Source organism: Deinococcus sp. NW-56, from assembly GCF_002953415.1.
Taxonomy (GTDB): Bacteria; Deinococcota; Deinococci; order Deinococcales; family Deinococcaceae; genus Deinococcus.
Window position 1 is genome coordinate 2,273,542 of the sequence record NZ_CP026516.1, and the last position, 13,288, is coordinate 2,286,829.

Consider the following 13,288-nt stretch of genomic DNA (forward strand, 5'->3'; position numbering starts at 1 on the left):
CTCGCCCGATGGCCTCTGCTCCGCCCCCCTCCGGCACCCTGCGCCCCACCCGGTTGGGTGTGGCCTTTCTGGGGCTGATCGTGGTCACGCTGGTGGGCTGCATCAACTACGCGCTGGGGCTGGGGTACGCGGTCACTTTCCTGCTGGGGGGCGTGTGGGTGGCGGCAGCGGCGCAGGCGACGCGGGCGGGGCGGGCGCTGTCCGGGCGGGTGACCCCTCCGGCTTCGGCGGTCGCGGGCGGCACGGCCCCCTTCGCAGTGCGGGTGGAGAGCCGGGGACCGGGGCTGACTGTCCTCGTGCGGCTGGGGTCGGGGGCCGACGGGCTGGGTCGTGTCCCGGCAGGAGGCACCGCCGAGGTGACGGTTCCGGTGTCTACCCCGAGCCGTGGCCTGCTCCACCTGACCCGGCCCGCCGTCGCCGCGCTGGACCCGCTGGGGCTGTGGGCGGTGTGGCAGCCCCTCCCGACCCCGGCCCCCCTCCCAGTCGCACCGGTGCTGGAGGAGGGAGCACCCCCGCCCCCACCGGCCCCCGGCGCGGGTGAGGAGGCCGAGCGGCGCGGCCCCGGCCCGGACGACTTCAGCGGGCTGCGGCCCTACCAGCCCGGCGACTCGCCCCGGCAGGTGTCGTGGCGGCACGCGGCCCGCACCGGGTCGCTGGTGGTGCGCGAGACGGACGCGCCCGCCGGAACGATCCTCGCGCTGGACTGGGCACAGACGGCCTCCCTTACAGGCACCGAAGCCCGGCTCTCGCGACTGGCCGCCTGGGTGGAGGAGGCGCGGCGCATGGGAGCACCCTTTCGCCTGACGCTGCCCGGCCGCGCCCTGCCCCCCGGCGTGGGGGAGGCGCACGCGGCGGCGGCCCGCGCGGCACTGGCGGAGGTGCAGCCCTGGCCCGCTCCGGCGACCGCCCCCCGGCGCCTCGCCCCGGCCCCGCTGCCGGGCGCCCCGCTGCGCTTCACCCTGCTCGCGCTGGCCTTCGCGCTGGCCCCCGCCGCCCTGCGGCAACCCGCGTGGCTCACCGGGCTAGAGGCCGTACTGCTGGGCTACGCCGCCCTGCGGACCCGTCGCCCGCTGCCCGCCCCGCCAAGTTGGGCGCTGGGGCTGCTCGCGGGGCTGGGATTCGTCGTGCTGAACGCCGTCTACGGCACCCTGCTGGGCCGGGAGGCAGGGACGGCGCTGCTGGGGCTGCTGGTGTGCCTCAAGGCCGCCGAGACGCGCACCCGGCGGGACGGGCGGCTGCTCGCGCTGCTGGGGGTGTTCGTGCTGCTGACGCATCTCTTCTTCGGGCAGGGACCACTCGCGGCGGCGCATGTCGCGCTGGGGCTGGTGGGCCTGCTCGCCGCGCTGGGGCGCTGGACTGGGCCGGGGCCAGAATCGGGGCTGGCCGCTGTGGGCCAGGCTGGCCGCCTCAGCCTGCAAGCCGCGCCGCTGATGGCCGTGCTGTTCGTGCTGTTCCCCCGCCCCGACGGACCGCTGTGGCAGCTCCCCGTGCAGGCCGCGCAGACCGGGCTGGCCGATGAGATCACGGCGGGGGAATACAGCCAGTTGGCGCAGAGCCGGGACGTGGCCTTCCGCGCTGAGTTCAGCGGCCCCCTCCCCACCCCGGAGGAGCGCTACTGGCGCGGCCCCGTCTACGAGCGTTACGACGGGGTGCGCTGGGGGCAGGTGCGTGAACGCTTCGGGTCCCCGACGGTGGAGTTTTATGGGCCGACGCTGGCCTACCGCCTGACCCTGGAACCCGGCAACCCGCCCTGGATTCCGGTGCTGGACACGCCGACCACGCTGCCGCCGGGGGCTTTCCTGACGACCGCGTTTCAGGCCGTCTCCTTCAGCGTGGGGGGGAGTCGCACCCGCCACGCCGTGCAGGGCCGCGCCGCCCGGCTGGGGGTGCGGGAGGCGTCCGAGCGTCTGACCCTCAACTTGGGGCTGCCGTCCGGGGAGAGTCCACAGGCACGGGCGCTGGCGGCGTCGTGGGCGGGGCTGCCCGCGCCGGAGCGGGTGGAGGCGGCCCTGGAGTGGCTGCGGGCCGGGGACTTCCGCTATACCCTCACGCCGCCCACTCTGCCGGGGCGGGACCGGGTGGACGCCTTTCTGTTCGGCTCCCGCGCCGGGTTCTGCGAGCACTACGCGTCCTCGTTCGCGTTCCTAATGCGGGCGGCAGGAGTGCCCGCCCGCGTGGTGGGGGGCTACCTCGGCGGGGAGCTGAACCCCGACGGCGGCTACCTGATCGTGCGGCAGCAGGACGCGCACGCCTGGGTGGAGGTCTGGCTGGAGGGCCAGGGCTGGGTGCGGGTGGACCCCACCGCCGAGGTCGCGCCGGGCCGGGTGACCGCTGGACTACCTAGTGCCCTGGCCCGACCGGAGGCGAGCACGCCCCCGCCCCCCGCCGCCCTGGACCGGGTGGCCCTGCGGGTGGACGCCTGGCAGACCCGCTGGAACAACTGGGTGGCGGGCTACGACGGCCCGCGCCAGCGTGACCTGCTGGGTCGGGTGGAGGCCGGGGTGGGCGGGCGGCCTGCGCTGCTCGCGCTGGGGGTCGCCGGGGTGCTGCTCGCCGCGCTGCCGCTGCTGCTCGTGGCGCGGCGGCGCTCCCCCGCCCCCGACCCCGCCGCCCGCTTGCTGGACGACCTCGCCCGGCGCCTGCGCCTGCCCCGCACTCCCGGTGAGACGGCGGCGGCCTACGGGGAGCGGGCCATAGAACGCCACCCCGAGCAGGCCGACACCATCCGCGCGGCGGTGAGCGCGTACCACCGCGCCCGTTATGGCGGGGACGGGGGAGCGGTGGCGGAGTTGCGGGCGGCGGTGAGGCAAGTCAGGGGGCGCTAGGCAGGATCAGGCCGCCTTCACTCCCCGCCCCCCTCCTCCCCCAGCAGCGCGGCCCGCTCCTGCGGCGTCAGGGCGGCCATCACCCGGCGCAGCACCACGTCCACGGCCTGCTCCGCGCTCTCGTCGAGGGTCAGGCCGTCCAGCAGGGGCACGTCCTCGCGGCGGGCGAGTTCTTCGAGGTAGTCCTGCATGGTGCGGATTTCGCCGAAGTAGGCCATGTAGCGGTGCAGGGGGCGGCTGGCCGCCGTCTCGCGGTCGCGCGACTCGAAGTGGCGGCGGTGTTCGCCCTCGTCGGGGAGGGTCACCAGCATGGGCACCACCAGCGCCCCCGCGTAGTCGGCCGCCCGCAGGTAGCCGGGGACGAGGTGGACCCCCTCCAGCACGAGGCTGGTGCCCTCCTCGATGGCTCGGCGCACCACCGCCCCCAGCCCCACGCTGACCTGCTGGACCTGATCGCGCAGCCCGGCGAGCAGTTCGGCGGGGGTGGGCTTGTCGGGGCGCGGCACGCCGGGGGGCAGCAGGGCTTCCCAGGCGTTGAAGGTGCTCGCGTGCAGGCCGGGCACGAGTTCGCGCGATACCATCGCCCGCATGACCTCGCGCACGGCGTCGGTGCCGATCACGCGGGTGATGCCGAGGCGGTAGGCGACCTCGGCGGCGAGGTAGCTCTTGCCCGTGCCGCTCACGCCCCCCAGCAGGACGACCAGGGGACGCGGCGGGCGGCGAATCACCCGCAGCAGGCGGTAGCGGGCGCTCACGTCGGGGCCGACCTCGTCGCGCAGCAGGGCTTCGACCTTCTCGCGGATGGCCTGGCGGGTCACCAAGCGGTCCTCGCTGCCGCGCAGGTCGCGCTGGGTCACGCGGGCCACCTTGCGGGCCACGTCGGGGGCCACCCCCGCCGCGAGGAGCGACTGCACCAGCAGCCCCTTGCTGAAGGGGGTGGGCGTGCCTCCGTCCCCGCTGACCACGCCCAGGCGGCCCCGGTTGCCCTTCAGGAAGCGGTAGGTGCGGCGCAGGTGCTCGCCGTAGCGCCCGGCCAGCACGTCCTCGGTGACCTCGTCGAGTTCGGGCACCGTGACCTCGCGCCGCCCGGACTGCCGCAGCCGCACGTCCACCGCGCTCGCCGTGCCGTAGGCGTCGCGCGGCGAGAGGCCAGTGTCCTCCAACGTGCGGGCCAGCACGCCCCGGCTGAAGGGCAGCGTGCCTTTCTTGGCCTGCACGACGATGTCCACGAAGGCGGGAGTCTGCTGGGCAGCCGCTTGCGCGACCTCCTCCCCCAGCGCGTCCCGCGCGAGGTCCACCATCAGCGCCTGCAACTCGGCCGGAGTGACGGGCGTGCGCCGGGCGTGCCGCAGCGCCTGCTCGACCCGCCGGGCGACGGTGGCCGCCGCCGGGGCACTCGCCCCCGCGTTGACGAGCGACTCCACGACCAGCCCCCGGCTGAAGGGCCAACTGTGCCGGGAGGTGCCGATGCTGAGTTCAGGCTGGGTCACACCGTGTCCGCCCCCTTCAGGACGGTCGGGCCGGGGCGTCGGGCCGCAGGGCGCCCTCCAGCAGCAGGTTGAGCGCCAGCCGCGTTTCCTCCTGCAGGGTGCGGTCGGTGCCGTAGGCGCTCCAGCGCAGGGCGACGAGCAGGTAGGTGTCCGCGATCAGGTTGCTGATGCGCTGGAGGCTGAGGTCGGTGCGAATCTGCCCGGCCTGGTGCAGCGGTTTCAAAATCAGCTCGATCACCTTGCTCAGCGGCAGGGCCTGGTAGGCGGTCCTGGCCCGCTCGGGGTTGGGGTTCATCACCTCGTAGGCCAGCGGCGGAAAGAGGTCGCGCTCGCGGCCATTTTCCTCGGCGAGTTCGTCCCAGATCTCGTACAGGACGGTCAGGGGCGGGGCACCCTGGGCGAGGCGGGCCTCGGCCTTGTCGCGCAGGCGCTCCATCACCTCCGAGCCGTAGTCGAGCAGTACCGCTTCCTTGTAGGGGTAGTAGTTGAAAAAGGTTCCCCGCGAGACGTTGCTGGCCCGCGCGATGTCGGTGGCGGTGGTCGCCTGGAAACCGCCCCGCTTGAACAGGTCGAGGGCCACGCTATAGATCCGCGCACGGCGGCGTTCTTTCTGACGCTCCCGGAGCGACGACGAATCCATGATGTTTCACATATAGCGCGTGGCGGTCCAAATTTGCACCCCGTCCAGTGAAGGCGCAGCCCCGTCAACGCTCAAGGTCGACTTAGGAGAGGTCTGTCCCCCGCCGCCCGGTGACCCCCATGCTGGACCCATGAAACCGCTGACGCCCCGACTGCACGGCTTCGTGGACTACGCCGCCTGCGGCCTGATGCTGGCCGCCCCCGCCCTGCTGCGGCTCAGCCCGCAGGCCCGCACCGCCTCCTACGCGCTGGCGGGGTCGTACCTGGGCGTCAGCGCCCTGACCGATTACCCGCCCGCCGTGAGCCGCATGATCCCTTTCCCGCTGCACGGCAAGATCGAGCTGGGCACCCTGCCCGTGCTGCTGCTGCTGGGCGCCCGCATGGAGGGCCGCGACCGCGCCTACTTCCTGGGCCTGGCCGGGATGGTGTCCGGAGCCTACGCCCTGACGGACTGGACCGCCGACCCCGACGCCTGAGCACCCCGGCAGAGAAGGGCCGCGCCTTCGGGAACTCCCCGGAAGCGCGGCCCTCGTCTCCTTTGGTCAGTCGTCCGAGGGGGACGCCGTGGCGGTCGTCCCCATGCTGCCCTCGCCCATCATCTGCTGGGCTTCGGCGAAGGCGAGGGGATCGGGCGGCCCCAGCATCGGCTCTTCCCCGAAGGGGCGGGCAGGTTCCAGCTTGAACTCGCCCATGCCGTCGAGGGACGGCCCCTGGGTCCAGCGGCCCTGCGGGGGCTGCACGCCCTCGATCCCCGGCGCGAAGTAGGTGTAGCTCACCTCGCGCAGCTCCTCCTCAATCGGGAAGGAGTTGGGGATGGGCAGGGTGCCCTGATGCCCGCCGAGTTCCTCGATCACGGCGAGCCACTGCTGCTGGTGCATGGTGTCCCGCGCGATCAGGAAGCGCAGCATGTCCTTCATGCCGGGGTCGTCGGTGAGGGTAAAGAGGCGGCAGGCCAGCGCCCGCCCGGTCGCCTCGGCAGTCACGTTGGCGTACATGTCGGCGGCGAGGTTGCCGCTGGCGTAGATGTGCGAGCCGTCGAAGGGCACGCCGTTCGCGTCGGCAGCCAGCGCCGCGAGGCCCGCCGAGAGGTACTGCCGGGGGTCCCCGCCCATCACGGCCCCCACGATGGGGTTGCTCAGGGCCATCTCTTCCTGCACGCTGGCCGGGCTGCTCTCCAGGTTCAGTGCGACCGCCGTCGCCAGCATCTCAATGTGGCCGATCTCCTCGGTGCCGGTCGCCAGCAGCATGTCGCGGTATTTCTTGGGGCCGCGGGCGCCGAACGCCTGAAAGAGGTACTGGAGGCACACCCGCATCTCGCCTTCCACGCCGCCGATGGCCTGCTGAAGCAGCCGCGCGAAGCGGGGATCGGGCGTCTCGACACGGACCGGGTACTGCAACTTGCCGTCGTAATAGAACATGGAGCCTCCCGTCTGGCCGCGCCGGGCGGTCAGTCGGGGGCCATTCCATCAGCCTGAGACTGTCCGGGCGGTGAAGGTCCGGTGGGCAGGTCACCATCCAAACAGAGTTCCAGATGCGGGCACGGTAGGGACGTCTTGGGGCGACCCTCACGCGGGGAGGTCATGGGGTCTGGGGCGTTCGGCGGAAGGGACCCCTCACCCCTCGCTGCGCGAGGCCCTCCGCTTCGCGGCTCTACGAGTCACCCCTCGGAGAGGGTCATTTTCCCCTCTCCCCCTGGTAGAGGGGCCTGGCAAAGCCAGGGGGTGAGGGGTCTTCCCCGCCTCAGGGCTCGAAGCTGTCCTGAAAGGCGTAGCGGTCGCCGCGCACCCAGTAGTTGACGTAGGAGACGCGCTGCGGCCCGCTGTAGGTCGTGCGCCTCAGCAGGAAGGCGGCGGTCCCCAGCGGCACGCGCAGCAACTCGGCTTCCTCCTGACGCAGGTTGACCGCCTCCAGATTCTGCTCGACGCGGGTGATGGGCACTCCCAGCCCGATCATCACCTCGTGGATGCTCTCGGAGCCCAGGTCGTGGTCGAGCAGCGTGGGGGCGAGCGCCGAATTGATGTAGCGCTTCTCGATGACCAGCGCCTCGTCCCCTGCCGTGCGCAGGCGGTGAACGTACAGCACCGGGTCCCCAGCTTCCAGGTGCAGCACGGCGGCGATCTCGGGGGTCGCCCCCACCGTCATCGCCCGCAGGACGTGGGTGCGGTGGTCGGGGTGCCGCGCCCACTCCTTGAAGGGCCGCACCCGGAACATGCCCTGGCGGAAGCGCTTCCCTGTGGGGAAAGTGCCTGCACCCTGCACCCGGTAGACGTAGCCCTCGCGCTCCAATTCGTCGATGGCGCGGCGGGCGGTCATGCGCGAGACCTCGAACTCGCGGGCGAGTTGCGGTTCGCTGGGGAGGGGCAGGCCCTCGGCGTAGTGGCCGCCCAGCAGACGGTCCTTGAGGGTGGTCTTGATCAGCGGATATTTCGCCATGCTCGCCTCCCAGCCCGGCTGCGGGCGCAGGGGCTTTCCTGAGGGCTCATCTTACGGATTGGTGTTCAGCGGACACAAGCGGCCGGGCCGCGCGGCACCGGGTACGCGGCGGGGAACAGCCCCATCCGCAGGGAATCATACGGATTCCGGTTGAACAGTTACAAAAACTGTTCAACCCGAGCGGACTGGTACAGCTCCGCAGGAGAGCGAGAAGGAAAGAAACGGTTGCCGGGAAAGGAGTTATCCCAGCGGCGCCCTCCTGCTGGGATAACGGATTGAACGGAAACCGTATCAGCCCCCGATATGCGACATCTCGACCTTGCTCGCCGCCCGCCCGGAGGTGGCCTCGCCCCGCTCCTCGCTGTAGCGGTCCTGGCGGGCCTGCCAGACGGCGGCGACGCGCTCCCGCAGCTCGGCGTCACTGGCGCCCGCCCGCAGCGGTGCCCGCAGGTCGGTGCCTGACCCCGCGAAGAGGCAGGTGTACAGCACGCCGACCGCCGAGAGCCGCGCCCGCGAGCAGTCGCCGCAGAAGGGCGCGGTGACCGAGGAGATCAGGCCGACCTCGTGCCCCTGCCCGTCGCGGTAGCGGGCGGCGACCTCGCCCCGGTAGGCGGGGTTCACGGGGGCGAAGCTCAGGTCCGGTTCCGCGTCCGCGAGGCGGGCGAGCACCTCGCGCGAGGGCACCACCGCGTCCATGTTCCAGCCGTTGTGGTTGCCCACGTCCATGAACTCGATAAAGCGCACGGTGGCCCGGTCGCGCAGCGCCCGCCACAGCTCGGGCAGCCCGGCGTCGTTCACCCCGCGCTGCACCACCGTGTTCACCTTCACCCCCAGGCCCGCCCGCAGCGCCGCCTCGATGCCGTCGAGCACGCGCTCGGGGGCCACGTTCAGCCCGTTCATGCGCCCGAAGACCTCCGGATCGAGGCTGTCGAGACTGACGGTGACCCTTTTCAATCCCGCCGCCTTCAGGGGCTCGGCCAGCCGGGGCAGCAACAACCCGTTGGTGGTGAGGGCGATGTCCTCCACGCCCTCCAGCGCTGCGAGTCGGCCCACCAGCTCCGGCAGGTCGCGGCGCAGCAGCGGCTCGCCCCCGGTCAGGCGCAGCTTCTGCACGCCCAGCGCGACGAAGGCGCGGGTCAGGCGCTCGATTTCCTCGAAGGACAGCAGTTCCTCGCGCGGGAGGAAGGCGTAGTCCGGCCCGAAGACGTCGGCGGGCATGCAGTACGTGCAGCGCAGGTTGCAGCGGTCGGTCACGCTGACGCGCAGGTCACGCAGGGGCCGGTTCAGCCGGTCGAGAAGCACAGCCCTCACCATACGCCCCCCCCCACGGGACAATTGGCGAGCCGGGCACCCTCGGCCCGGGGCACACCCTCACGGCCGCCCCGGCCCCGCACTACAGTGAGGGCCTCCACAGCTTCCTTTCCGCTGCCCCCTTCCCGGAGGTTCGCCCATGACCCACCCGTCCACGAACGACCATATCGACACCCTGCTGCACGAGCACCGGGTCATCGCGCCCCCCGAGGGCTTCGTGGCCCGCGCCCGCGTGTCCCACGAGGAGTACGACCGTCTGTACCGCCGCAGCCTCGACGATCCGGACGGCTTCTGGAGCGACGTGGCCGGGGAACTGCACTGGATGCGGCGCTGGGACCGGGTGCTGGACTGGCAGGAACCGCACGCGCAGTGGTTCGTGGGCGGGCAGACCAACGTGGCCTACAACGCACTGGATCGCCATGTGGCGGCGGGACGGGGCGACAAGACGGCCATCCTCTGGGAGGCCGAGGACGGCGAGGTGCGGCGTTACAGCTACGCCGAGCTGCTGCGCGAGGTCAAGCGGGCCGCGAACGCGCTGACCGCGCTGGGGGTGGAACAGGGCGACCGGGTGACCCTCTACCTGCCGCTGATTCCGGAGGCGGCCATCGCCATGCTCGCCTGCGCCCGCATCGGCGCGATTCACAGCGTGGTGTTCGGGGGCTTCTCGGTCTCGGCGCTCTCGGACCGCATCAACGACGCGCAGAGCAAGCTCCTCATCACCGCCGACGCGGGGCAGCGCCGGGGCAGCCTCGTGAACCTCAAGGCGAACGCCGACGAGGCGGCGCGGAATACCCCCAGCCTGGAGCACCTGCTGGTGGTGTGCCGGGCGAACTGCGACGCCCCCATGCAGCCGGGCCGCGACCTCTGGTGGCACGAGGCGCTGGCCGCCGCCGGGGACGAGCACGAGGCCACCCCCGTGGACAGCGAGCATCCCCTCTTCGTGCTGTACACCTCCGGCAGCACGGGCAAGCCCAAGGGCGTGCTGCACACGACGGGCGGGTACATGGTGGGCACGTACCTGACCACGGGGACGGTCTTTGACCTGCGCGAGGACGACGTGTACTGGTGCACCGCCGACGTGGGCTGGGTGACCGGGCACTCCTACAGCGTGTACGGGCCGCTCCTGAACGGCGCGACCGTCCTGATGTACGAGGGGGCGCCGAACCACCCCGACTGGGGCCGCTTCTGGCAGATCGTCGAGCGGCACCGGGTCAGCATCCTGTACACCGCTCCCACCGCCATCCGCTCCTTTATGCGGCAGGGCGACGAGCTGCCGGGCCGCTGCGACCTGAGCAGCCTGCGCCTGCTGGGGTCGGTGGGCGAGCCGATCAACCCGGAGGCGTGGATGTGGTACTACCGCGTGATCGGCGGCGAGCGCTGCCCGGTGGTGGACACCTGGTGGCAGACCGAGACGGGCGCGATCATGCTGACCACCCTGCCCGGTGCCCACCCCAGCAAGCCGGGCAGCGCGGGCCTGCCCATGTTCGGGGTCGAACCCGCGATCATGACCCACGACGGGGAGGAACTCGGTCCTAACGACGGCGGCCTGCTGGTCATCAAGCGGCCCTGGCCTTCCATGCTGCGGACCGTCTACGGCGACGACGAGCGTTACCGCAAGTCCTACTGGGGCGAGATTCCCCACGTGTACTTTGCGGGGGACGGCGCCCGGCGCGACCGGGACGGCTACGTCACCGTGATGGGCCGGGTGGACGACGTGCTCAACGTCTCCGGGCACCGATTAGGCACGATGGAGATCGAGTCGGCGCTGGTGGCCCACCCCGCCGTCGCGGAGGCCGCCGTGGTGGGCCGCCCAGACGAGGTGAAGGGCGAGGGCGTGGTGGCCTTCGTGCTGCCGCAGGCGGGCTTCACGGTGAACGCGCAGGAGTTGCGGGCGCACGTCAGCCGCGAGATCGGGGCGCTGGCCCGACCGGACGCGATCATCGTGGCCGACGCCCTGCCCAAGACCCGCAGCGGCAAGATCATGCGCCGCTTCCTGCGCCAGATCGCGGCGGGCAAGGCCATCGAGGGCGACACGAGCACCCTGGAAGACCCCAGCGTGCTGGAGCGGCTGGCGGCGACGCCGGGGGCCTGAGGGCCGGGACGCCGGGTCAGGCCTCCGCGTCGGTGAACTCCGGCGTCTCCCTCCGCGCGGCCCCCTGCCCCAGCGCCAGCCATGCCCCCACCCCCGCCCCGGCGAGGTCGAACAGCCAGTCGCTCAGGCCCGCGTCGCGCCCCGGCACAAAAGCCTGGTGCACCTCGTCGGACGCGCCAAACCACGCGGCGATGACGATGGCGAGGCCCCGGCGTCCGGTCGCCCGCGCCAGCGCATAGGTCAAGGCGAGGTAGGCCAGGAAATGAGCGCCCCAGTCCAGGGGGTGCCGCAGCGGGGGGCCGGGTGTGTCGCTGCCCGAACTCAGCCACCAGATCGTCCCCATGATCAGCAGGGCCGGAATCCACCAGCCCGGCTGGGCGGGACGGCTAATGGGCCAGGCCCCCCGCCGGATGCTCCACGAGTTCGATCAGGGTGCCCGCGCCCCACTTCGGGTGCAGAAAGGCAACGCGGGTTCCGGCCCGGCCCGGCGTGGGCGTCTCGGAGAGGAAGCGGGCACCCTCGCCGCGCAGCCGGGCCATCTCGGCGTCCAGGTCCGCGACCCGGTAGGCGGTGTGGTGCAGGCCGGGGCCGCGCTTTTCCAGGAAGGCGGCGATGGGGCTGTCCGGCCGGGTGGGGGCCAGCAGCTCGATCAGGGTCGCGCCCACCACGAAGGCGCGGACGCGGACGCCCTGCGAGGTCACCTCCTCGTCGGGTCCCTCGGGGGCGAGGCCCAGGGCGAGGTAGGGCGCACTCCCGGTGTCGAGGTCGGGAGTGGCGATGGCGACGTGATCGAGCAGCGTGACCGTCATGCCTCCCAGGCTAGCGGGTGTTCGGCGCCTTCGTTCGGGCGGGCGCCGCGGCCCACGCCGCGCTCGCGCTTGTCCGCGTACATGCGGGCGTCGGCGCGGCGCAACGCTCCGGTCGAGCCGGGCGCGTCACCTGGCACGGCGGCCACCCCCAGCGAGGCGTCCGCCGGGTAGCCCTGCGCCTGCACCCGCGCGACCGCCCCCCGGACCTGGCGGCGGAGCTGTTCGGCCCAGCGGGCGGGGTCCTCGCCGGGAGCCACCGGGGCCAGCAGCGCGTACTCGTCGCCGCCCAGGCGGTAGGCGTGAAGGCCGGGGGTCAGCAGGCCTCGGGCGAACTCACGCAGCAGGTCGTCGCCGCTGGCGTGCCCGCGCTCGTCGTTGACCCGCTTCATGCCGTCGAGGTCCACCACGCCCAGCACGTAGCCCTCGCCCGTGGCCGCGAGCCGGGCGTCGGCCTCGTCGAGGGCGTCGTCGAGCGCCCGGCGGTTGCCCAGCCCGGTCAGGGCGTCGGTCAGGGCCGCGCGTTCCAGGGCCTGCAGGTACTCGGCCCGCTCCAGCGCCACCCCCACGCTGCGGGCGGCGGCTTCCAGCAGCAGCCGTTCTTCCCCCGACCACCCGGCCGCCTCGCCCAGCCGCGCGAGCAGCAGCACGTAGGCCCCGCCCGGCATGTGGCGCTCGTCCTCGATCTGCACGTGCAGCCACGCCGCGCTCGCCAGCCCGGCGGTGAGCAGTTCGGGGCAGCGCCGGGCGACGGCTTCCGCGTCGTCCAGAAAGACGCGCTCCCAGCCCAGCAGGGTGGGCCGCAGCCCGTCCGCCGGGCCAAGCAGCCGCCAGCGCACCTCGGCCCCGAACCCGTCGGCGGGGGCCGAGGCGTGGTCGCTCAGGACCTCCGACCCCTGCTCGGAGAGGTGCAGCAGCCCGGCCCAGTCGAGCCGCATCGCGCCCCCCAGCAGCCGCAGCGCCCGCCGCGCCATCTCGCCGGGACTCAGCGGCTCGCCCATCAGCTCCGCGAGGTCGCGCAGGGTGTGGGCGTGGTCGCGGGCGCGGGTGAGTTCCTCGGTGCGCAGCCGCAGCTCGAGTTCGTCCACGACCATCCCGGCGAGCAGTGCCAGCGTCTCGCGCTCGGTGGGGGTGAAGTCGCGCGGCTCCGGCGCGGTCACGCACAGGGTGCCGATGCGGTGCCCATCCGGGGTCACGAGGGGAGCGCCCGCATAGGCAACGATCTGCCCGGACTGCACGCTGGGAAAGTCGCGGAAGCGGGGGTCTTGCCGGGCATCAGGAACCACCAGCACCGCTCCCTCCTGCCGCACGGTCCAGACGCAAAAGGACTCATTCAGTGCCGTCGCGGTCACGTCCCCACCCAGGCAGGCCTTGGTCCACTGGTGATCCTCGCCGACCAGATTGACAGCGGCCAGCGGCACCCCCAGCACCTGCGCGGCCAGCCGGGTGATGCGGTCGAAGGACGCCTCGGGCGGCGTGCCCAGCACGCGGTAGCGGGCCAGCGCGGCCAGACGCGCAGGCTCGGAGGGGGGTGGGGGCGGCGGCACAGACGACACGCCCCGCACCCTAGCGGCTGCCCCCCGCGCCTGCGTGAAGACACCGCCCGTCAACGTGACGTGGCCTTGAGACTCGCGGCCCGGCCCAGGGGAGGCGCTGCCCCCGAACGGGTGGCCTGGGGGGCCGCCCCGTAGA

At 72.9% G+C, this 13,288-nt stretch carries 11 protein-coding genes; 3 read left to right on the forward strand and 8 right to left on the reverse strand.

The annotated features are described in order from the left end of the window. Positions 1-8 precede the first annotated feature (8 nt). Positions 9-2,825, forward strand: a complete 2,817-nt coding sequence (locus tag C3K08_RS11420; RefSeq protein ID WP_104991415.1) for a transglutaminaseTgpA domain-containing protein — start codon at positions 9-11, stop codon at positions 2,823-2,825. Positions 2,826-2,842: 17 nt separating this feature from the next. On the opposite strand, the gene C3K08_RS11425 is transcribed toward C3K08_RS11420, so the two are convergent. Together C3K08_RS11425 and C3K08_RS11430 are read right to left on the reverse strand one after the other, a co-directional pair. After that, the gene (locus C3K08_RS11425) at positions 2,843-4,315 is read right to left on the reverse strand and encodes an ATP cone domain-containing protein (RefSeq protein WP_104991416.1); all 1,473 of its coding nucleotides are present in this window, start codon (positions 4,313-4,315) and stop codon (positions 2,843-2,845) included. Between the two features lie 16 nt (positions 4,316-4,331). Continuing rightward, positions 4,332-4,955 carry a TetR/AcrR family transcriptional regulator gene (locus tag C3K08_RS11430; RefSeq protein WP_104991417.1) on the reverse strand — a complete coding sequence of 208 codons (624 nt, stop codon included), beginning with the start codon at positions 4,953-4,955 and terminating at the stop codon, positions 4,332-4,334. A gap of 130 nt (positions 4,956-5,085) precedes the next feature. Between C3K08_RS11430 and C3K08_RS11435 the strand changes: the two genes are divergently transcribed. Next, positions 5,086-5,430, forward strand: a complete 345-nt coding sequence (locus C3K08_RS11435; protein WP_104991418.1) for a hypothetical protein — start codon at positions 5,086-5,088, stop codon at positions 5,428-5,430. A 66-nt stretch (positions 5,431-5,496) separates the two neighbouring features. Here the strand turns inward: C3K08_RS11435 and C3K08_RS11440 are convergent, their stop codons facing one another. From C3K08_RS11440 to moaA, 3 genes are all read right to left on the reverse strand, one after another. Then, positions 5,497-6,372 (reverse strand): manganese catalase family protein, encoded by an 876-nt coding sequence (locus tag C3K08_RS11440; protein WP_104991419.1) that lies wholly within the window; start codon positions 6,370-6,372, stop codon positions 5,497-5,499. A 322-nt stretch (positions 6,373-6,694) separates the two neighbouring features. Next, entirely contained in the window at positions 6,695-7,387 is a 693-nt protein-coding gene (locus C3K08_RS11445) for a GntR family transcriptional regulator (RefSeq protein ID WP_104991420.1), read from the reverse strand. A 291-nt stretch (positions 7,388-7,678) separates the two neighbouring features. After that, the gene (moaA, locus tag C3K08_RS11450; protein WP_104991421.1) at positions 7,679-8,701 is read right to left on the reverse strand and encodes a GTP 3',8-cyclase MoaA; all 1,023 of its coding nucleotides are present in this window, start codon (positions 8,699-8,701) and stop codon (positions 7,679-7,681) included. Positions 8,702-8,837: 136 nt separating this feature from the next. On the opposite strand from moaA, the gene acs reads away from it, so the two are divergent. Continuing rightward, positions 8,838-10,790, forward strand: coding sequence for an acetate--CoA ligase (gene acs, locus C3K08_RS11455; RefSeq protein WP_104991422.1), 1,953 nt, complete (start codon positions 8,838-8,840; stop codon positions 10,788-10,790). 16 nt (positions 10,791-10,806) lie between these two features. On the opposite strand, the gene C3K08_RS11460 is transcribed toward acs, so the two are convergent. The 3 genes from C3K08_RS11460 to C3K08_RS11470 are packed head-to-tail and all read right to left on the reverse strand — an operon-like array spanning position 10,807 to position 13,152. Next, positions 10,807-11,133, reverse strand: coding sequence for a VanZ family protein (locus tag C3K08_RS11460; RefSeq protein ID WP_104991423.1), 327 nt, complete (start codon positions 11,131-11,133; stop codon positions 10,807-10,809). Between the two features lie 43 nt (positions 11,134-11,176). Further along, positions 11,177-11,599 carry a VOC family protein gene (locus C3K08_RS11465; protein ID WP_104991424.1) on the reverse strand — a complete coding sequence of 141 codons (423 nt, stop codon included), beginning with the start codon at positions 11,597-11,599 and terminating at the stop codon, positions 11,177-11,179. Further along, on the reverse strand, positions 11,596-13,152 hold the full coding sequence (locus C3K08_RS11470; protein WP_158679919.1) for a diguanylate cyclase: 1,557 nt from the start codon (positions 13,150-13,152) through the stop codon (positions 11,596-11,598). The genes C3K08_RS11465 and C3K08_RS11470 overlap by 4 nt, the downstream gene beginning before the upstream one ends. Between the last annotated feature and the right edge of the window lie 136 nt (positions 13,153-13,288).